Raw genomic sequence first — 18,898 nt, forward strand, 5'->3', positions numbered from 1 at the left:
ATGAAAAGCGCGACAGCATTCTTGCGGAATTGCGAATTCCTACTCCTGAGTTGCCTTGCAGGGCAGGTTGCGCGGTGCGGAAAATGTTTGACTGAACATGGACTCCCTGTAGGGTCTGCCCGTGTTGAACGGGGAGATCATTCATTTCCCCGATTTCCCTCGCGGGGAATCGGGAGCCCAGGGTCGGTTTCCATTGACCGGCTGCAGCGCCCGCGCCATCTCCATCGAGGCGATCTTTCCCGGGCTGCGTCTTCCGTCCGGAATTCAGTCATCAGATCTTTCTATCGGGTCGGGCTGTCGAATCCGCCCCGCCCTGACCTCGTGAGGTGAGCATGCGCACTCTCCTGGTGGACAACTACGACTCCTTCACCTTCAATCTGTTCCACCTCCTGGCGGAGGCCAACGGGCAGGAGCCCGTCGTCATCCGCAACGACGAGCCGGGGTGGAAAATCAGCCACCTGGAAGGGTTCGACAACGTCGTCCTGTCTCCCGGACCCGGCACCCCCGAACGCCCGGAGGACTTCGGCATCTGCACCGAGATCGTCCGCGCGGCGGACCGCCCGGTCCTCGGCGTGTGCCTCGGCCACCAGGGCATAGCCCACCTGGGCGGCGGCTCCGTCCGGCGCGCCCCCGAGCCCCGGCACGGGCGGGTCTCCCCCGTGGAACACTCCGGCACGGACCTCTTCGCCGGGATCCCCTCGCCCTTCGACGTCGTGCGCTACCACTCCCTCACCGTGGACGATCTGCCCGAGGACGTCTTCGAGGCCACCGCGTGGGCGCCGGGCGGCATCCTCATGGGCCTGCGCCACCGCGAACGCCCGCTGTGGGGCGTGCAGTTCCACCCGGAGTCGATCAGCAGCGAGCACGGACTGCTGATGATGCGCAACTTCCGCGATCTCACGGCCCGCTGGCAGGAGGAGCACCCCGCGGCACGGCCCCTCGCCCCCGCCGTACCCGCGCCCGGGCCCGCCCGGCCCGCCCCGAGCCGGCACCTGCGCGTCCTCACCGAGCGGCTGCCGACGCGCTGGGACCCCGAGATCGTCTTCGACGAGCTGCTGCGCGGCGGGAACCACGCCTTCTGGCTCGACAGCAGCCGCAGCGACGGCGCCACGGGCCGCTTCTCGATCATGGGGGACGCCTCGGGCGACCTGGCCCGCGTGGCCACGGCCGACGTCGCGGCCGGCACCGTCACCGTCGTGTCCGAGCGCGAGGGCGTCCGCAGCGCGCGGATCGAGCGGCGCCCCTTCTTCGACTGGATCGACGAGGACCTCAAGTCCCTGCGGGTGGACCTGCCCGACCGGTCCGAGAACCCCTGCAACTTCGCCCTCGGCTGGGTGGGGTACCTCGGGTACGAACTCAAGGCGCAGTGCGGGGCCGGACCGGTCGTCCACCGCTCTCGCCAGCCCGACGCCACGATGGTGTTCGCCGCCCGCGCCCTGGCCTTCGACCACCTGACCGGCACCACGCACCTGCTCGCCCTGGCCCCCGCGGACCCCGACGCCGACGGCCCCGAGGCCCTCGCCCAAGACGCCTCCGCCCGCGCGTGGCTCCGTACCACCGCCGGACGGCTGCGCGCCCTCGCCGGCCGGACGGCGGACCCCGACCTGCCCGCGCAGCCCGTGGACGCCGGCGACCTGAGCCTGCGCCACGACCGGGACGCCTACCTGGAGCGCATCCGGCGCAGCCAGGAGGACATCGCCGCTGGCGAGACCTACGAGGTCTGCCTCACCAACGAGCTGCACAGCGAGGCGAAGGTGGACCCCTGGGAGGGGTACCGCTTCCTGCGCCGCACCAGCCCGGCGCCCTTCGCCTCGCTGCTCCTCTTCGGGGAGCTGGCCGTCCTCAGCACCTCGCCGGAGCGGTTCCTGCGCGTCACCGCCGAGGGGCTGGCCGAGTCCAAGCCGATCAAGGGCACCCGGCCGCGCGGCGCCACCGCCGAGGAGGACGAGGCGCTGCGGGCCGATCTGCGGACCAACGAGAAGGACCGCTCCGAGAACCTGATGATCGTCGACCTGGTCCGCAACGACCTCGGCCGGTGCGCGGAGGTCGGCTCGGTCCACGTGCCCAAGCTGTTCGACGTGGAGACCTTCGCGACGGTCCACCAGCTCGTCAGCACCGTACGGGCCACCATGCGTCCCGGGGTGAGCGCCGTGGAGTGCGTGCGCACGGCGTTCCCGGGCGGTTCGATGACGGGCGCCCCCAAGATCCGCACCATGCAGATCATCGACGAACTGGAGGAGGGCCCGCGCGGCGTGTACTCCGGGGCGATCGGCTACTTCTCCCTGTGCGGCGGCGCCGACCTCAGCATCGTCATCCGCACCGCCGTCGTGACCGAGGAGGGCATCCGCTACGGCGTCGGGGGCGCCATCGTCGCCCTCTCCGACCCCGCCGACGAGTACGAGGAGACCATCACCAAGACGACCCCGCTGCTCCGCCTCCTCGGCAGGGGCTTCCCCGGCCGGGACGGTGCGGCCTCCGCCGAGTCCGCGGCGTCCCGTTGACCGCGCCGTCCCGGCGGACGGGAACCACCCGGCCGACGGTGCCCGCCGAACCCGGCCGCGCCGACCGCCTCTTCGTGCTCACCGCGTACGGGGCCCTGCGCGAGGTCCCCGCGGCCCACGCCCCGGGCCCGCTCCTCGCCGCGGACTCCTGGCTGGTCGCCGACGGCCGGGTCCGCGCCCTGGACCGGCACCGCCGCCGCTTCACCGCCACCTGCGCCGGGACCGCCGGCGTGCCCGGCCCGGTCCTGGACGCCTTCTGGACCGCGATGGCGGCCCTGCTGCCCCGGGAGGCCGGCCACTGGTTCCCGCGCGTGGAGCTCGACACCGCGCCCGCGCAGGCGTCCCCGGACACGGTCCTGCCCGGCGGCCACCGCCTGCTGTACCGGCTGCGCCCCGCCCCCGCGCGCACCAAGACGGCCAGGGTCTGGGGGCTCGCCGTCTGCGACCCGCGCCGGACGCCCCGTCACAAGGGGCCGGACCTGGGCGCCCTGGCGGAGGTCCGCTCCCGGGCCACGGCCGCGGACGCCGACGAGGCGCTCCTGGTCACCGCGGACGGGGTGGTGCTCGAAGCGGCCAACTCCTCGCTCCTGTGGTGGGAGGAGGACGTCCTGTGCCACCCGCCCGCCGACCTCCCCGTGCTCCCCGGGGTCACCGCCTCGCTGCTGCTCGACCGGGCGGCGCGCACGGGCGTGCGCGTACGGCCCGTCCGGCGCAGGCTCTCCGCGCTCGCCGGACGCGAGGTCTGGGTGGCCAACGCCCTCCACGGCCTGCGCCCCGTCACCGCCTGGACGGGCGGCTCGCTCCCGGCCGGCGCCCCGCTGCGCGCCGCTGCCTGGCAGAGCTGGCTGGACGGGCTCGGTACCCCGCTTCCGGGCTGATCCCGCCGCGGGCGACCGCCGCCGTCCCACGACGCGGCGGCGGCTTTCGCCGCGCACATGCCGTTCGCAGGTGCCGATTGCCCTTTCGGAGAAAGGACCGGACCAGCGGGAGCGGTCGTCGCATTGCCTTTTCCGGCGGAGCCGGGCGGGAATTCGGCTCCGAGGCTATTCGGCCGCCGCGATCGGCTGGAGCCGGCGGGGGATCGTCGAGCCGGCCGGATCGGTCCGGGCCAGATCGCCGGATAGCACGGCCTGGTGCAGCTGCTGGAGCGGAGCGGACGGCTCCAGCCCCAGTTCCCGTACGAGGGAGGCCCGCAGCTTCTGGTAGGCCTCCAGCGCGCGCCAGCCGCCGCCCGAGCGGTGCAGGGCGCGCATCAGCTGCCCGCAGAACCCCTCGTGGAGCGGATGACGGGCCGCCAGCACCCGCAGTTCGGGGATCACCTCGGCGCAGCGGCCGAGCCGGATGTCGGCCTCGATGCGCCGCTCCAGGGCGGCCGTGCGCTCCTCGTTGAGCTGGAGCACCTCCAGTTCGAGGATCGAGCCCGCCCGTACGTCGACCAGCGCCGGGCCCTGCCACAGCGCCAGCGAGCGGCCGAGCAGATCGGAGGCGGCACGGTAGTCGCCGATGTCGTAGGCGGCCCGGCCCTGCCCCGCGAGCCGCTCGAACTCGTGGGCGTCGACCTGGCCGGGCGGCACCTGGAGCAGGTAGCCGCCGAACCGGGTGACCAGGACCTCCTTGGCGTCGAGCGCCGGGTCCCGCTCCAGGGCGGTGCCGATCTTCCGGCGCAGCTGGAGGATGTACGTCTGCAGCGTCGTGGTGGCGCTGCGGGGGATGTGCTCGCCCCAGATCTCCTCCATCAGCGTCGGCACGGTGACGACCCGGCCGGCGTGCAGGGCGAGCAGGGCCAGCAGTTGACGGGGCTTCGTAGCGGTCGGAACCACCGAGACGCCGCGCTCCTGGGCAGTGAGCGACCCGAGTACCTTGATCTCCATCTGTGCTCTCCCTCATCGGGCCACGGCCGCCGGAAAGACCCTGCGACGACCCCTTCGGAGTCAGGCGACCAGCCTCGCAGCACAGCCCCCGGGCGGCCCAGTGAGGTACGCACGAGGTGAATCATGAAAATGTCATACGCGTCCGGTGAATGTGGCACTGCCGGCTCCGTGAGGTCCCCCTCCAGACTCTCGTCCCAGGCAGACACCAGTGCAGCACCGTTGGTTTCAGGGGGAAGTCATGAACGTGGCCCAGGAACTCTTCCGCTTCGCGGAACTCGCCGCCCGCACCGCTCTCGAACCCAAGCTCGGACAGCGCTTCGACACCGACCCGGCAGGCGTACTGCTGGAGTTCGGACTCGAAGCCCAGGGAGTGGACTGGACGTCCGGCGCGACCCTCTCCATCGATGATCTGAGCGCCGCCGTCACCGGTTCGATGTCCATCTGCCTGCGGTGCAGCACCTGCACCACCGGCAACGTCGCCGACCAGTCCGACCTCCGGGTCGCGGCATGACGCCCCCACCGGAGCCCCAGGCGGGCCCCTTCGTGGCCTTCAAGCGCCACGTACGGGCCGAAGCGGTCCCCGGCGAGGCCGCGTTCGTCCTGTCCGACCAGGGCGTCACCGTCCTGCGCGGAGCCGGGATAGAGAGCCTCGTCCCGCTGCTGGACGGCAGCCACACGCTGGACGCGTTACTCCGCGCCGCCTCGGCGACCATGCCGGTCGCCGAGGTGGGACGGGCCCTGCGGAGCCTCGCACAAGCCAATCTGGTCGGGTACCGACACGGCGGAGCCGACACCGCCGGCGCCGCCCCGGCCGGCGGGGACACCGCCCTGGCCCAGGCCTACTGGGACCGGGCGGGCCTCGACGGGTACGAGGCGACGGCCGAGGTGGGCACGGCGCCCGTCGCGGTGATACCGGTGGGCGGGGTCGACGCCGACGCGGCCCGCGCCGCCTGCGCCGCCTCCGGGCTCAACGCCGTGGACGAGCACGCCGAGACCCCGCTGGCCCTGGTGGTCTGCGCGGACTACCTGGACCCCGGGCTGAGGGCCGTCGCCGGGCGGCTGCGCCAGCAGGGCCGGACCTGGCTGCTGGCCCGGCCGTTCGGCGCCGATCCCTGGACCGGCCCGTTCTTCTCGCCGGCCACCGACGGACCCAACGGACCCGACGGACCCGACGGGCCCGGCGGACCCGGTGGGCCCGGCGGGCCCTGCTGGTCCTGCCTGGCCCACCGGCTCTCCGAGCACCGCGCCGGGGAACTCCCCGTACAGCGCGCCCTGGGCCTGGACGGACCGGCGCCCAGACCCGCCCCGACCCTCTCGGCCGTACGGTCCCTGGGTCTGCAGTGCGCGGTGCTGGAGCTGTCCAAGTGGCTCGCGGGACTGCGCTACCCGGAGCAGCGCTCGGTGTGCGTCCTGGACAGCCTCAACCTGAGCACCGCCCACCACACCGTGCTGCGCCGGCCGCAGTGCCCCGACTGCGGCGACCCCTCGCTGGTCGCCCGGCGGACGGCGCGGCCGCTCGCCCTGGCCTCCCGGCCGAAGGCGGAGGGCACCGGCAGCAACGACCGGGCCGTCTGCGCCGAGGGCATCCTCATCGAGAACCGCCACCTGATCAGCCCGGTCACCGGCATCGTGACGAACGTCCGCCCGGTCCCGGGACTGCCCGACGGGCTGCACGCCTACGACTCCGGCCACAACCTCGCCCTGCGCGGGCACTCGCTGGCCGGGGTCCACCAGGTCCTGCGGGCCCGCAGCGGAGGCAAGGGGGCGACCGCCACCGAGGCCCGGGCGAGCGCGCTGTGCGAGGCGGCGGAACGGTACAGCGCCGCCCGCCAGGGCGACGAGCTGGTCATCCGGGACTCGCTGACGGGGCTGGGCTCCGCGGCCGTCCACCCCAACACCTACCAGCTGTTCGACGAGCGGCAGTACGCCGACCGGGAGCGCTGGAACGCCCTGCAGCCGCCCTTCCACCGGGTGAGCCGGCCCTTCGACCCCGCCGCCGCGACCGACTGGACACCCGTGTGGTCGCTCACCGCCGGCGCCCACCGGATGCTGCCCACCTCCACCCTCTACTTCGACACGGGCGCCGGCGCCTCCCGGGACGGCCTGTGGGCCGACTCCAACGGCAACGCCGCCGGCGGCAGCCCGGAGGACGCCGTGGTCCAGGGCGTGCTCGAACTCGTCGAGCGGGACGCCGTGGCGCTGTGGTGGTACAACCGGCTGCGCCTGCCCGGCGTCGACCTGGACTCCTTCGACGAACCCTGGCTGGCGCAGACCAGATCGGCGCTCGACCGGGCCGGCCACCAGGTCTGGGCCCTCGACCTCACCTCCGACCTCGGCATCCCCGTCGTGGCGGCCGTCTCCCGGCGCACCGGCGGCCCCGCGGACGAGTACGTCTACGGCTTCGGAGCCCATCTCGACCCCCGGCTCGCGCTGCGCAGGGCGCTCACCGAGATGGTGCAGATGCTGCCGGCCCCCGGAGGTTCCGGTACGGCCCTGCCCGGACAGCCGCAGCTCCTCGCGGACCCGGCGCAGTCGCCGCGGACCCCCGCGTCCTGGCGGTACGCCGGACGCAACGCGGACCTCCTCGACGACGTCCGGCACCTGCGGACCCTGCTGGAGTCGCACGGGATGGAACTGCTGGTCCTCGACCAGACCCGGCCCGACGTGGGCATACCCGTGGTCAAGACCCTGGTGCCCGGACTGCGCCCGTTTTACGCCAGGTTCGCGCCCGGACGGCTCTTCGACGTACCGGTGAATGTCGGTCAGCGGAATACCGCCACCGCATTCCGTGAACTCAACGAGGTTCCGCTACCCCTGTAGACGGGGCCGCGGAAGCCCCCGTGGATGTGCCTGTAGTTGTCCCGGTAGAAGCCCTTGTAGATCAGCTCTCTGCTACCGCTCCGATCTTCGGCGGGCTCGGCATATAGTGCGGACCCGGACCCTTCGTTTTCCCTACCGAGGAGTGAGCATATGACGGGCCGTTTCCGGACTGCGGACAACGACCTAGCTCAGAGGGCCCAGCAAACGGAGAGTTCGAATCCGGACAAGCGCGGGCGGGTCACCGACGTGCTCGCCCCGCGTCTGGCCCAGGGCATCGTGGTCACCGTCCTGTCCGGGTACGCAATCGTCACCCTGCTCAACGTCGAGTACGCGTTACGCGACCGGCGGCGCGAACTCCTCGTCTGCGCGACCGCCGTCCTGGTCCTGTACGGCCTCCAGCTGGTCCTCACCTCCTCCAAGGCCCGGCACTGGTCCACCGGACGCAAGTGCGCGGCCCTGGGCGTGCAGTTGTTCCTCACCTTCCTGCCCCTGGTCTGGCTGAACGTGCTGTGGGGCAGCGTGGCGGGCCCCCTGAGCGCCTCGGTCCTGCTGCTCGCACCGCCCAGGATCGCCTGGCCCTCCTTCGCGGCCATCTCGGGCGTGGTGCTGTGGTGGGCGGTGGGTCAGGGCGTCACCGTGCTGGACCTCGCGTACGCGGCCATCTCCACCGCGCTGACCGGACTGGTGATCTACGGCCTCACCCGGCTGACCGACCTGGTCCACGAAGTGCACGAGACCCGTGCGGAGATGGCGCGGATGGCCGTCATCCAGGAACGGCTGAGGTTCGCCCGGGACCTGCACGACCTGCTCGGCTACAGCCTCTCGGCCATCTCGCTGAAGTGCGAGCTGATCCAGCGGATCGTCGTCAACAACCCCGAGCGGGCCCGCGCGGAGGTCGTCTCCGTGCTCGGTGTGTCCCGCCAGGCACTCGTCGACGTACGGCTGGTCGCCAGCGGATACCGCGACATGTCGCTGGCCGCCGAGGCCGTGTCGGTGGCCAACGTGATGGCCTCGGCGGACGTGGAGGCGGAGGTCGACATCGACTGCGGGCGGCTGCACCCGCTGGTGGACACCGTGCTGGCGACGGCCCTGCGCGAGGGCGTGACGAACATCCTGCGGCACAGCAAGGTGCAGTCCTGCACCATCAGGGCCGCGGTCGACGGGGAGATGGTGGAACTGGTGATGGAGAACGACGGGGTGGTGGCCGTCGGGCTCGCGGACCCCGTGGACCGGGGCAGCGGGCTGGGCAACCTGGCCACGCGGCTCACCGCGATCGGCGGGACCCTGAGCGCCGGCATCGAGCCGCAGGGCCGCTTCCGGGTGACGGCGCGGGCGCCGATGAGGCCGGTCGCCCCCGATCCCGTGGACAGCGTCGGACCACAAGGGCGCGCGTACGACCGGAGCGCGGACACGGCGTCCGTCGCGGCGCTGGAACGCCGGGCCGGCCGGGCCGGCTGAACCAGCGCGAGCCGACCGGCACGAGGGTATAACGGGGGAACAACCATGCTGTCGCTGCTTCTCGCCGAGGACGTCCACATGGTCCGCGGCGCGCTCATCGCATTACTCGAACTGGAGCCTGACTTCCAGGTGGTCGCCTCCGTGGACCGGGGTGACCTCATCGTGGCCTCCGCGCTCGAATCGCGCCCCGACGTGGCGATCATCGACATCGACCTGCCCGGGATGGACGGCCTGACCGCCGCCGCCGAACTGCGCGAACGCCTTCCCGACTGCCGCACGCTGATCCTCACCAGCCTCGGCAGACCCGGCACCCTGCGCCGGGCGATGGCCGCCCGCGTCTCGGGGTTCCTGCTCAAGGACTCCCCGCCGGCCCGGCTCGCCCAGGCCGTACGGGCCGTGGCCAACGGACAGCGGGTGATCGATCCCGATCTCGCCCTCAGCGCCTGGGAGGCCCTGGACAATCCGATATCCCCCCGCGAGACGCAAGTGCTCCGGCTCGCCGCCCGGGGCGCCGACGCCGGCGAGATCGCCGAGCAGCTCTTCCTGAGCGAGGGCACGGTACGGAACTACCTGACGGCCATCGTGGACAAGCTCAACGCCCGCAACCGGATCGACGCCATCCGCATCGCCGAGGAGGCGGGCTGGATCCCGTAGCTCACGCCACCCGCAGGATCCGGGTCGACTCCTCGGTGACCGCCGCCGCGGCGGACAGCCCCGCCAGCCGGTCCCGGTAGCCGGCCCCGGCGCGCACCCGCGCACAGGCCTCCGGGTCCAGCCACCACAGCACGCCCAGGTAGGCCCGGGGGTCGGCGGCCGAGCGGAGCAGGTCGCTGCCGCCGAAACCGCCGTCCGGCACGCACTGTGCGACCAGGGCGCCGAAGTCGAGCTCGAACTGCCGCGGCGGGCCGTCGAGCACCGCACGGACCAGCACGACGTGGGCCGCCTCCGAGAGCTCGCCCCCGACGGTCATCCGCCCGACGGTGACCATCAGTTCGCTGGAGGAGACCGTGCCCGCACCGAGCCCGGGGTGCCGCTCCGGCAGGGGCCCGGCCTCGTGTCCGGCCTCGTGCCCGGCCTGGAGCAGCCGGTCCAGGGTGCTCCACTGGTCGAGGTGGACGTAACTGCCGGGCCGGTCGGGGCAGGCAGCCGTCACGAGCGCCTCGAAGCCCTTGGCGGACTCCCGGTGGCGCGCGTAGTCGACGAGTGCCCGCTCGAACGAGGAGGGATCCCCGGTCGTGGTCATCCGCTCGACGACCGTCACCTGCCGGCCGCGCTCTTGCTGGGACATCGGCGGCTCCCCTCCCTGCTCCCTGCACGGCTTAACCGGTGCATTGTCCGCACAGACCGCTAGAGCGCCGATGGAACGCCGACGAAACGCCGACGGAACCCGGTCCCGTACGGACCTCCCCGGGATCCCCCCGCCAGGGTTTTCACCACCCGTGTGGAAGTTCTGCCGCTCCCTTGCCGGTCGGCTGGCCGTCGCCCGCGCACGCTGGTGGACAGGTGCCGGGAACACGGCGCCCGACGGCCTCCGGGACGGGGCAGGGGAGGACGACGCGTGAAGAAGGTGCACTTCGCGGGGACCCACCGGGTCCGCCACCCCGAGGAGACCTGGGCCCGCCTCGGCGAACTCCGCGACTCCTTCGGGATCACCCGGATCGCCGATGTCACCGGCCTCGACACCCTCGGCATCCCGGTCGTCGCCGCGGTCCGGCCCGCATCCCGCACCCGGCCGCTCGCCTACGGCCGCGGAGCCACCCCCCTGCTCGCCCGGATCTCCGCCGTCATGGAATCCGTGGAGCTCTGGCACGCCGAGTACGCCTGCCCGCCCGCCGAAGTGCTGCGCACACCCGCGCGCGAACTCGCCCTGCCCTACGACGTACGGGCCCTGCCCCTCGAACCCGGCAGCCTGCTGAGCGAACACACCCCCCTCGACTGGGTCATCGCCGCCGACCTGGTCACCGGCGCCCCCGTGCCCGCCCCCCGTGCCTGCGTCCGCGCGGACGACGAGGCCGGCACCGGGTGGCGGCCCCCGCTGCTGCGCGCCACGGCCGGCGCACTGGCCGGCGGCAACAGCTACGAGGAGACCGTGGTCCACGCGCTCTACAAGGTCATCGAGCAGGACTGCGCCCTCGCCCCGGCCGGCGTTCCCGATGTGCCCGGCGTCCCCGCCCCGGCCGGCCTCGACACCACCGGTCCCGTCGACCCGGCCGGCGTCGACGACCCGCTCTGCGCCGAGGTCCTCGCCCGGCTCGCCGCCGCCGGAGTCCGCGTCACCCTCACCCGCCGGGCCAACCGCTGGGCGCTGCCCTGCTTCTCCGTGGGCCTGTGGTCGAAGTCCTTCCCCGTGCCCGTCACCGCCGTCGGCGTGCACGGCGACCCGGGCATCGCGCTGGGCCGCGCACTGACCGGCGCCGCCCGCGACCGGCTGCGCGCCCTGGTGGGCGACGGCCCGGCCGCGGCGACCCGGGCCCGCGCGACGCCGCCGCGCGCCGCCCGCCCCGCCGGGGCGCCCGTGGAGCGGCTCCTGGACTGGCGGGAAGCCGCCGTCCGCGGCGCCGAGTTCGCCGAGGACACCGACGAGATGCGCTGGCTCACCGGCCTGGTCACCGCGGTGACCGGCCACCGGCCGGTGGCCGTGGACCTCAGCACCGAAACCGACTTCCGTGTCGTCAAGGTCGTCGCCGCGGGCCTCACGGGCCCCGCCGGCGCGAGCCCCGGCGCCACGGGCCTGCCCGGGGAGGGCCGTTGACCACCCACGTGTTCGTCGGAGCCGCCCTCGGCGCCGAAGAGGTCCGCACCGCTTTCCCCGGAGCGGCCCTGCACCCGCCGGCCCGCCACGGCGATCTGCTCGCCCTCGCCGCCGGGCCCGGGGACACCGTCGTCCTCCTCGACGGCGTCCAGTGCCACGGCACCCCGGTGTCCCACGAGGAGATCCTCGACCTCCTCGCCGACGGCGCCCGGGTCGTCGGCGCCGCCGGGTTCGGCGCCCTGCGCGCCGCGGAACTGTGGCCGTACGGCATGCGGGGCATCGGCCTGGTCTTCGGCATGTTCGTCCAGGGCAGCCTGGACGGCGACGCCGAGGTCGCCGCACACCGGCCCACGCACACCCACGAGCACCCCACCCTGGCGCTGGTCACCCTGCGCTGGACGGTGGCGAGCGCCGTCTCCGACCGGCTCCTCACCCCGGGCACGGGCGAGATCCTCCTCGGCCTCGCCGGCTCGCTGCACTGCGCCGAGCGCTGCTGGCCCGCGCTGCTCCGGCTGGCCCGCGCGCACTCGGTGGAGGCCGGGGAGGCGGCGGCCTCCTTGCGCGCGTACGCCCGGCGGACCCGCTCCACCACCGACCTGCAGCGCGTGGACTCCCTGCTGGCGCTGTCCTGGCTGGCCCAGGAAGCACCCGCGTCCGCGGCGGCGCCGTCCGCACCCGACCCGCTGCTCGTACCCGCCTGGTTCCTCGCGCCCACGAGCCGTCGCGCGCAGTGGCGCGGCACGTTCCGGCCCGCGCGGGGAGCCCCGCGCCACCCGGCCGTGCGCGAGCTCGACGTGCTCCGGTTCCAGCAGCTCTACGCCCCCGACTTCCCCGCCCGCTACCGGGGTTTCGCCCTGCGCCGGATCGCCGGGAACCTCCTGCCGGCCGGGGAAGCGGAGCTGGAGGCCTGCGCCCTGGAGTCCGCCGCCCGGGCCGGCATCACCGCGGACCTGCTCCCCGCCCAGGCGTGGGAGCACTGGCTGACCCCCGCCGAGCGGCGCGCCGGCACCCCCTGGCTCCGCCTCCTCACCCTGCTCGTGCGCTCCTTCCGCAGCGCACCGGGGGACGCGCCCTTCCACGGCGTGCCCGCGGAGCTGCGCCAGGCGGACGCCGTGTGGGCGGCGAGCACGAGCGCGGTCGCCGCCATCGACCGGCTGGGCGAGTCCGCCGCCACGACCGGCGCGGGGGGCACCGCCCGCCGGGTCCCGGTGGGCGAAGTCCGCGGGCACCTGCGGGAGATCTGGGGCGCGGGCAGCCCGGCGTCCCTGCAGGCGGCCGCCCGTGACCGGGGCTTCGCCTCCCTGGCCGAAGCGGAGGAAGCGGCCCGCCGCTTCCTGCCCCTGCGCGCGGCCCGGGCGGTCCCGGCCCAGGTGGAGGCCCGCTAGCGCCCCGCTCTCGGCCCGCTCTCGCGCCCCGTCGCCCGCCTCCCGGCGGCGGTACTGTCCCGAAGTGGGGTCCACTCGCGGGCAGCGGACCGGACCGGGAGGCACCGATGAGGACCGTACTGATCGTCGAGGACGACGACGGAATCGCCGAGGCCCTGGAGCAGGCCCTGACCGTGCACGGCTACGGCACGTGCCGCACCGGCACCGGAGCCGCGGCCCTGGAGCAACTGGACGACGCCTCCCTGGTCCTGCTCGACCTCGGCCTGCCCGACCTCGCCGGTCACGAGGTGTGCCGGCGGATCCGGGAGCGCTCCTGCGTCCCCGTCATCGCGCTGAGCGGCCGGGCCGACGAACTCGACCGCGTGATGGCCCTGCACATGGGGGCCGACGACTTCGTGGCCAAGCCCTTCGGCCGCTACGAGCTGATGGCGCGCATCCAGGCCGTCTTCCGGCGCACCGGCGACTGCCCCCGGCACGACGGCGCCCCCGCCGCGCACGGCCCGCTACCCGAGCCCGGTTCCTTACGCGAACCCGAGCACGAGCACGAGCACGACCCCGAGCGCGGGCTCGAACGCGGGCCCGGTGCCGGGGCCGGCCGGCCCGGCGGCATCCTGCGGGCGGGACCGCTCAGCCTGGACCGGCGCGCCCGCAAGGTGTACCTGGACGGCACGGAAGTACGCATCACCCGCAAGGAGTTCGAGCTGCTGGCCATGCTGCTGGAGGAGCCCGGCACGGTCATGGAACGCCAGGACATCATGGCCCGGGTCTGGGACGAGAACTGGTTCGGGTCCACCCGCACGCTCGACGTCCACGTGGGCTCCCTGCGCGGCAAGCTCGGCAGCAACGACTGGATCGAGGCGGCCCGGGGCGTCGGCTACCGCCTGACCGTCCCGCGGCCGCGCGCCTCGTGAACGCGCCCGCGTGGCAGCCGGAGCCGCCCACGGTCGTGGTGGCCGCCGCCCACCAGATGCGCGGCCCGCTGTCCTCCGTACGCCTGCGCCTCGAACTCCTCCAGGACCGCTTCGAGAACGCGGCCGATCCCGCCCCGGGGCGGGAGCTGGCCGGCATCCTGCGCGAAGTGGCACGGCTCTCCGACGTCCTGGAACAGGTACTGGCCTGGGGAGCAGTCGAGCACGCCGCGGCCCGGGCCGAGACCGCGGACGCCCTGACCGTCGCCGCCCTGCGCGCGGACGCCTGGTCCGCGGCGGCGCGGGCCCGCGGCGCGTACCTGGAGGTCACGGGGGAGCGGGCGTCCCTCGTCCAGCAGCGCGGCACGCTGGAGCAGACCCTCGACGTCCTGCTGGACAACGCGCTGAAGGTCTCCCCGGCGGGCGGGACCGTACGGATATCCGTACACCGCGAGCCCCCCGGAGAGGTGGCCGTGGACGTCTGCGACGAGGGCCCGGGGATGTCGCTCGAAGAGATCGCCCGCGCCTGCGAACCCTTCTGGCGCGGCCGCGCGGGCCGGGGCGGCCGGGGCAGCGGCCTCGGACTGACGATCGCCGCCGCCCTGCTCGGCGCCTCGGGAGGACGCCTCGAACTCGGTGCGCGCGGCGGCCCGTGCGGCCTGCGCGCGAGGGCCGTCCTGCCCGCGGACACCTTCGCGCGGCCCGTCCCGGCACAGGCCTGCGCCCCGTCCACGGGCGGGACGCCGCTGCTCCGCACGACCTCGTAGGAGATCCGGTGGATGCGTCAGCTGCTCCGTCCTTCCCTGGTAGCCGTCAGGCGCTCGGCTCGTGGGTGCGGGCCTGCCACGTGCGGGGGCCGTCGAACGCGCCGCCCCGCTCCGGGCGGCGCCAGCGGGCCGCCGGCCGCCGCGGCGGGCGGCCGGGGTCCCCGTCGGGAGCGGGTTCCGCGGCCCTGGCCAGCAGGACGGCGGTGAGCGCGGCGACCTCCTCCGGGCTCGCGCTGCCCTTCTCCACGCGCACCAGGAACGGCTGGTGCTTCTCGCGTACCGCTTCGCGTACCTCGGTCATCTCCGGGTCCTCCTCACTGGGGCGGGTTGCCGTGCTTGCGGCGGGGCAGTGCGGCGTCCTTCGTGCGCAGCATCGACAGGCAGCGGATCAGCGCCGAGCGGGTCTCGCGCGGGTCGATCACGTCGTCGACGAGACCGCGCTCGGCCGCGTAATAGGGGTGCACCAGCTCGGTCTTGTACTCCTCGATCTTCTGCCGGCGCATCGCCTCGGGATCGTCGGCGGCGGCGATCTCCCGCCGGAAGACCACGTTGGCCGCGCCCTCGGCGCCCATCACGGCGATCTCGTTGGTCGGCCAGGCCAGCGCGATGTCCACCCCGATCGAGCGGGAGTCCATCACGATGTACGCACCGCCGTACGCCTTGCGCAGGACCACGGAGATCCTCGGCACCGTCGCGTTGCAGTAGGCGTACAGCAGCTTCGCGCCGCGCCGGATGATGCCCTGGTGCTCCTGGTCGACGCCCGGCAGGAACCCGGGCACGTCGACGAGGGTGACCAGCGGGATGTTGAAGGCGTCGCAGAACTGCACGAACCGCGCGCCCTTCTCGCTCGCCTTGATGTCGAGGACCCCGGCCATGGCCGCGGGCTGGTTCGCGACGATCCCCACCACTTGGCCGCCGAGCCGGGACAGCGCCACGACCAGGTTGGGCGCCCAGCCGGCGTGCACCTCCATGTAGTCGCCGTCGTCGGCGATCTCCGCGATCACCTCGCGGATGTCGTACGAGCGGTTCCCGTCGGCCGGGACCGTGTCGAGCAGCGTGTCGCAGTGCCGGTCGGCGCTGTCCTCGCTGTGCACGTCCGGCGGCAGTTCGCGGTTGTTGGAGGGGAGCAGGGAGAGCAGGTAGCGCACTTCGGCGAGGCAGGTCTCCTCGTCGTCGTACACGAAGTGGGCCACGCCCGAGACCCCGGCGTGGACGTCGGCGCCGCCCAGACCGTTCTGCGTGACCTCCTCCCCGGTGACCGCCTGCACCACGTCCGGACCCGTGATGAACATCTGCGAGATGTCGCGGACGGCGAAGACGAAGTCGGTGAGCGCCGGGGAGTACGCGGCGCCTCCGGCGCACGGCCCGAGCATCACGCTGATCTGCGGGATCACGCCCGAGGCCTTGGTGTTGCGCTGGAAGATGCCGCCGTAGCCGGCGAGCGCGGAGACGCCCTCCTGGATGCGGGCGCCCGCCCCGTCGTTGAGGGAGACCAGCGGGGCGCCCGCGGCCAGGGCCATGTCCATGACCTTGTGGATCTTCTGGGCGTGGGCCTCGCCGAGCGCCCCTCCGAAGATCCGGAAGTCGTGGGCGTACACGAACACGGTGCGGCCGTCGACCGTGCCCCAGCCGGTGACCACGCCGTCGGTGTAGGGGCGCTTGTCCTCCAGGCCGAAGCCGGTGGCCCGGTGCCTCCTGAGGCCCTCGACCTCCGAGAAGCTCCCCTTGTCGAGGAGGAGGCCGATCCGCTCCCGCGCGGTCAGCTTGCCCTTGGCGTGCTGGCGTTCGGTGGCCGCCGGATCGGCGCCCTCGCGGGTCACTTCCTTGATGCGGGCCAGTTCACCGAGCCGGTCCGGCGGTGCACCGACTCCATCAGCCTGCTGTGTCGTCACCACGGCGCTGCTTCCTCCCCGTTGTCTGGGTCATCGCGTCTACCGGTCGGCAGTCGGTTCGTAGTCGGAGCACATCGACGGCTCGGCGGCGATCAGCTCCGAGGCGTCGGCGGCGGACAGCATCTCCATCGTCATCATGCGCGCGGTGATCTCGTGCGGTCCGTCGGTGAGCAGGGCGGACGCCGCCACGTGGGCGGGGCAGCTCGGCAGGTTCTGGACGATCCAGCCCTCGGGACGCTCGGGGGCGTCCTCGCTCTCGTCCGTGCCCAGGTAGTCGGCGGACAGTTCGCGTCCGAGCCCGGTGCCCAGTCCCTTGAAGTAGGCCTCCTTGCGCGTCCAGAGCCGCCCGAAGGCCAACTGGCGGTCCGTCGGCGCCAGCAGGGCCAGCTCCTTCTGCTCCATCGGGTGCAGATCGGGCGAGCACAGGTCGGTCGTCTCCAGGGACGGCACCCGCTGCACGTCGATGCCCACGGTCGAGGTCGCGATCCCGATGAGGACCACCCCGTGACTGTGCGACAGGGAGAAGTGCAGCGGTACCGGCGAGTCGAGGAGCACCGGCCGGCCGTGGGGACGGTCGCAGCAGGGGCAGGCGTCGCGGCCGAACTTCACCAGGCCCGGCGCGACACCGGTGTACGCGGAGAGCAGCCGCCGCAGCGCGATGTGGGCCGACAGGTAGGTCAGCCGGTCGTTCGGCCTGATGAACGCGGCGGCCCGTTTGTGTTCCTTCTCATCGAGCTCGTCCGTGACCATGCCGTCCTGGTTCTCCTCCGTCCAGTCCGGATGGCACACCCACAGGTGCATGTCCTGGTCGGGTGCGGCGATCCGGGCCGTCCCGGAGGCCTTCCTCATCGCCCCGCACTAGCGGTCGCCGCGAACCGGGCCTGGGCCTCCCGGCGGTCCGGCATCAGCGCGCACAGCAGGGCGGCGACCTCGGCCACGCTGTCGTCGCGCAGCAGGTCGGCTGCCTTCACCGTGACGCCGAGCGCCGTCTCCAGCTTCCGCTTGAGCTGGATCGCCATGATCGAGTCCACGCCCTGACTGCGCAGCGGCCGGCGGACGTTGATCCGGTAGGCGGGCGGGATGTCGAGGGTCTCGGTGAGTTCCTGGCAGATGTACTGCTCGATGATCCGCACGCGCGACCCGGTGTCGGCGGCGCGCAGGGCCGGCAGATCGGGCAATCGTTCGAGCCAGGTGGTCGTGTTCCGTAGTGCCATGGTTCGTACGCCTTCCATGAGGGGTGGGCGGGTCGCGCCCCGCTTGACGGCCCTTGGGCAGAGCTCCGGCCTCGTTCCGCCCTGCTCAGTCGCCGGTTCCGGTGCGGCGCGTGGATCCGGTGCGGCGCGTGGATCCGGTGGGGCGTTCCGGTTCCCGCCCGGCGACGGCGAGCCACCGCGGCAGGGCCGGACCGGCGACGAGGTCCGGCAGGAGCCGGGCCGCCTGGTCTTCGGGCGAGCCGTGCTGGGACATGCGCACTCTCCTTGGGCCCGATCTCGGCGGACAGCTCACCGGACCGTGCTCCACAGCTTCTGCGGGCCGGGTCGCGGGTTCAACACACCGCGTTTTCAGAGCCTGGCCAGAGTTCTGCAGACGTGGTTCACCCGTGTCAGGAACGACCCAGGCGAAGTTCAGGGGAGAGACAAAGGGGGCCGCCGGCCCTCAGGCGGAGTCCTCCGGGGACGGCGGACCGGCGGCGCCTGCAGCCCCGTCGGCGGGCGGTGCGGGCTTCGTGTGGAGGACCTCGCGGGCCTGCTCCGCGGCGCGGGTTATGCCCTCGCTCACGAAGTCGACGAAGCGGGCGATGTTTTCGAGGCGGGTGGCGGCCGGTGTGCCCGGGCCGAGGACGCCCACGCCCTGCCGGGCGGTCTCCACGAGCAGGGTGTGGGCACGGGCGCTGGCGATCATCCCCTGGTACCAGACGTCGTCGTCGACGACGTAGCGCTCGCGGCGGCCCTCGTCCGGCTCCCGGCGGACCAGGGACTGGCCTTCGAGGAAGGTGATGGCCTTCGAGACGGACGCCGGACTGACCTGGAGGCGCCGCACCAGCTCGGACGCGGTGAGGCTGCCCGCGTCGGTGGTGTAGAGCGCGGCCAGCACCCGGGCCGTCATCTTGGACAGGCCCGACTGCATGAAGATGCCGGCGAACGTCTCCTCGTACGCGCGCACGGCCTCGGCATCGCGCCCGTCGGCCTGCGCGGACGCCTGCGGCCCCCGGGGCACGGCCTGCCTGCTCCGGTGGGCGCGGCGTTCGGTGGCGCGGTGGGCCAGATCGGAGCGGTAGGAGGCGGGGCCGCCGTTGCGCATCACCTCGCGGGTGACCGTCGACGTCGGCCGGTCCAGCCGCCGGGCGATCTCCGCGTAGGCGAGCCCGTCGGCCAGCCCCAGCGCGATCTGCTGGCGCTCCTGCTGCGTGAGTCTGCCTCCCGGCACCGTGATCTCCCTCTCGTAGGTCTCTTGTGATCCCCAGCATAGCGTTCACTCTTAGTTCATTGCAACGCCGACTCGGTCTTCGTTGCATTGAATGCAAAGCCATTGCAACAAAAATGG

General features: G+C 73.4%; 18 protein-coding genes. 10 read left to right on the forward strand and 8 right to left on the reverse strand.

Going from position 1 to position 18,898, the window contains the following annotated elements; all coding sequences use genetic code 11:
* Positions 1-332: 332 nt before the first annotated feature.
* Both pabB and OHA37_RS40160 read left to right on the forward strand, forming a co-directional pair.
* Positions 333-2,501 (forward strand): aminodeoxychorismate synthase component I, encoded by a 2,169-nt coding sequence (pabB, locus tag OHA37_RS40155; protein ID WP_266914637.1) that lies wholly within the window; start codon positions 333-335, stop codon positions 2,499-2,501.
* Positions 2,502-2,539: 38 nt separating this feature from the next.
* Positions 2,540-3,379 (forward strand): aminotransferase class IV, encoded by an 840-nt coding sequence (locus OHA37_RS40160; RefSeq protein WP_266914417.1) that lies wholly within the window; start codon positions 2,540-2,542, stop codon positions 3,377-3,379.
* A gap of 165 nt (positions 3,380-3,544) precedes the next feature.
* Here the strand turns inward: OHA37_RS40160 and OHA37_RS40165 are convergent, their stop codons facing one another.
* Entirely contained in the window at positions 3,545-4,372 is an 828-nt protein-coding gene (locus OHA37_RS40165) for an AfsR/SARP family transcriptional regulator (RefSeq protein WP_266914419.1), read from the reverse strand.
* 238 nt (positions 4,373-4,610) lie between these two features.
* Between OHA37_RS40165 and OHA37_RS40170 the strand changes: the two genes are divergently transcribed.
* From OHA37_RS40170 to OHA37_RS40185, 4 genes are all read left to right on the forward strand, one after another.
* On the forward strand, positions 4,611-4,883 hold the full coding sequence (locus OHA37_RS40170) for a hypothetical protein (RefSeq protein ID WP_266914421.1): 273 nt from the start codon (positions 4,611-4,613) through the stop codon (positions 4,881-4,883).
* Entirely contained in the window at positions 4,880-7,192 is a 2,313-nt protein-coding gene (locus OHA37_RS40175) for a TOMM precursor leader peptide-binding protein (protein WP_266914423.1), read from the forward strand. Before OHA37_RS40170 ends, OHA37_RS40175 begins: the two co-directional genes overlap by 4 nt.
* Positions 7,193-7,342: 150 nt before the next feature.
* Entirely contained in the window at positions 7,343-8,650 is a 1,308-nt protein-coding gene (locus tag OHA37_RS40180; protein WP_266914425.1) for a sensor histidine kinase, read from the forward strand.
* A gap of 45 nt (positions 8,651-8,695) precedes the next feature.
* A complete protein-coding gene (locus tag OHA37_RS40185; protein ID WP_266914427.1) occupies positions 8,696-9,304 on the forward strand; it encodes a response regulator transcription factor in 609 nt (202 codons plus the stop codon).
* A gap of 1 nt (position 9,305) precedes the next feature.
* Here the strand turns inward: OHA37_RS40185 and OHA37_RS40190 are convergent, their stop codons facing one another.
* Entirely contained in the window at positions 9,306-9,938 is a 633-nt protein-coding gene (locus tag OHA37_RS40190) for a hypothetical protein (RefSeq protein WP_266914429.1), read from the reverse strand.
* A gap of 270 nt (positions 9,939-10,208) precedes the next feature.
* On the opposite strand from OHA37_RS40190, the gene OHA37_RS40195 reads away from it, so the two are divergent.
* From OHA37_RS40195 to OHA37_RS40210, 4 genes are all read left to right on the forward strand, one after another.
* Positions 10,209-11,402, forward strand: a complete 1,194-nt coding sequence (locus OHA37_RS40195; protein WP_266914431.1) for a YcaO-like family protein — start codon at positions 10,209-10,211, stop codon at positions 11,400-11,402.
* Positions 11,399-12,787, forward strand: coding sequence for a TfuA-like protein (locus OHA37_RS40200; RefSeq protein WP_266914433.1), 1,389 nt, complete (start codon positions 11,399-11,401; stop codon positions 12,785-12,787). Before OHA37_RS40195 ends, OHA37_RS40200 begins: the two co-directional genes overlap by 4 nt.
* 107 nt (positions 12,788-12,894) lie before the next feature.
* Entirely contained in the window at positions 12,895-13,698 is an 804-nt protein-coding gene (locus tag OHA37_RS40205; RefSeq protein ID WP_266914435.1) for a response regulator transcription factor, read from the forward strand.
* Positions 13,695-14,462, forward strand: coding sequence for a sensor histidine kinase (locus OHA37_RS40210; RefSeq protein WP_266914437.1), 768 nt, complete (start codon positions 13,695-13,697; stop codon positions 14,460-14,462). The genes OHA37_RS40205 and OHA37_RS40210 overlap by 4 nt, the downstream gene beginning before the upstream one ends.
* Positions 14,463-14,508: 46 nt before the next feature.
* Here the strand turns inward: OHA37_RS40210 and OHA37_RS40215 are convergent, their stop codons facing one another.
* The 6 genes from OHA37_RS40215 to OHA37_RS40240 form a co-directional block, all read right to left on the reverse strand.
* The gene (locus OHA37_RS40215) at positions 14,509-14,763 is read right to left on the reverse strand and encodes an acyl-CoA carboxylase subunit epsilon (RefSeq protein WP_266914439.1); all 255 of its coding nucleotides are present in this window, start codon (positions 14,761-14,763) and stop codon (positions 14,509-14,511) included.
* 13 nt (positions 14,764-14,776) lie between these two features.
* Positions 14,777-16,354: an acyl-CoA carboxylase subunit beta gene (locus OHA37_RS40220; protein WP_443046369.1), complete on the reverse strand. Its 1,578-nt coding sequence runs from the start codon at positions 16,352-16,354 to the stop codon at positions 14,777-14,779.
* A gap of 39 nt (positions 16,355-16,393) precedes the next feature.
* On the reverse strand, positions 16,394-17,203 hold the full coding sequence (locus tag OHA37_RS40225) for a 4'-phosphopantetheinyl transferase family protein (protein WP_266914443.1): 810 nt from the start codon (positions 17,201-17,203) through the stop codon (positions 16,394-16,396).
* Positions 17,200-17,568 carry an acyl carrier protein gene (locus tag OHA37_RS40230; RefSeq protein ID WP_266914445.1) on the reverse strand — a complete coding sequence of 123 codons (369 nt, stop codon included), beginning with the start codon at positions 17,566-17,568 and terminating at the stop codon, positions 17,200-17,202. The genes OHA37_RS40225 and OHA37_RS40230 overlap by 4 nt, the downstream gene beginning before the upstream one ends.
* Before the next feature lie 85 nt (positions 17,569-17,653).
* The gene (locus tag OHA37_RS40235) at positions 17,654-17,821 is read right to left on the reverse strand and encodes a hypothetical protein (protein WP_266914447.1); all 168 of its coding nucleotides are present in this window, start codon (positions 17,819-17,821) and stop codon (positions 17,654-17,656) included.
* A 189-nt stretch (positions 17,822-18,010) separates the two neighbouring features.
* The gene (locus tag OHA37_RS40240) at positions 18,011-18,781 is read right to left on the reverse strand and encodes a GbsR/MarR family transcriptional regulator (protein WP_266914449.1); all 771 of its coding nucleotides are present in this window, start codon (positions 18,779-18,781) and stop codon (positions 18,011-18,013) included.
* Positions 18,782-18,898: the final 117 nt, after the last annotated feature.

Origin of the sequence: Streptomyces sp. NBC_00335 (assembly GCF_036127095.1) — a bacterium.
Lineage (GTDB): Bacteria > Actinomycetota > Actinomycetes > Streptomycetales > Streptomycetaceae > Streptomyces.

What these genes read in the sequence shown, in the direction of transcription:
- OHA37_RS40190 (WP_266914429.1), bottom strand. Translation starts at nt 9,938, where the DNA reads ATGTCCCAGCAAGAGCGCGGCCGGCAGGTGACGGTCGTCGAGCGGATG.
- OHA37_RS40180 (WP_266914425.1), top strand. Translation starts at nt 7,343, where the DNA reads ATGACGGGCCGTTTCCGGACTGCGGACAACGACCTAGCTCAGAGGGCC.
- OHA37_RS40165 (WP_266914419.1), bottom strand. Translation starts at nt 4,372, where the DNA reads ATGGAGATCAAGGTACTCGGGTCGCTCACTGCCCAGGAGCGCGGCGTC.
- OHA37_RS40230 (WP_266914445.1), bottom strand. Translation starts at nt 17,568, where the DNA reads ATGGCACTACGGAACACGACCACCTGGCTCGAACGATTGCCCGATCTG.
- OHA37_RS40225 (WP_266914443.1), bottom strand. Translation starts at nt 17,203, where the DNA reads ATGAGGAAGGCCTCCGGGACGGCCCGGATCGCCGCACCCGACCAGGAC.
- OHA37_RS40185 (WP_266914427.1), top strand. Translation starts at nt 8,696, where the DNA reads ATGCTGTCGCTGCTTCTCGCCGAGGACGTCCACATGGTCCGCGGCGCG.
- OHA37_RS40235 (WP_266914447.1), bottom strand. Translation starts at nt 17,821, where the DNA reads ATGTCCCAGCACGGCTCGCCCGAAGACCAGGCGGCCCGGCTCCTGCCG.
- OHA37_RS40215 (WP_266914439.1), bottom strand. Translation starts at nt 14,763, where the DNA reads ATGACCGAGGTACGCGAAGCGGTACGCGAGAAGCACCAGCCGTTCCTG.
- OHA37_RS40175 (WP_266914423.1), top strand. Translation starts at nt 4,880, where the DNA reads ATGACGCCCCCACCGGAGCCCCAGGCGGGCCCCTTCGTGGCCTTCAAG.
- OHA37_RS40170 (WP_266914421.1), top strand. Translation starts at nt 4,611, where the DNA reads ATGAACGTGGCCCAGGAACTCTTCCGCTTCGCGGAACTCGCCGCCCGC.
- OHA37_RS40205 (WP_266914435.1), top strand. Translation starts at nt 12,895, where the DNA reads ATGAGGACCGTACTGATCGTCGAGGACGACGACGGAATCGCCGAGGCC.
- pabB (WP_266914637.1), top strand. Translation starts at nt 333, where the DNA reads ATGCGCACTCTCCTGGTGGACAACTACGACTCCTTCACCTTCAATCTG.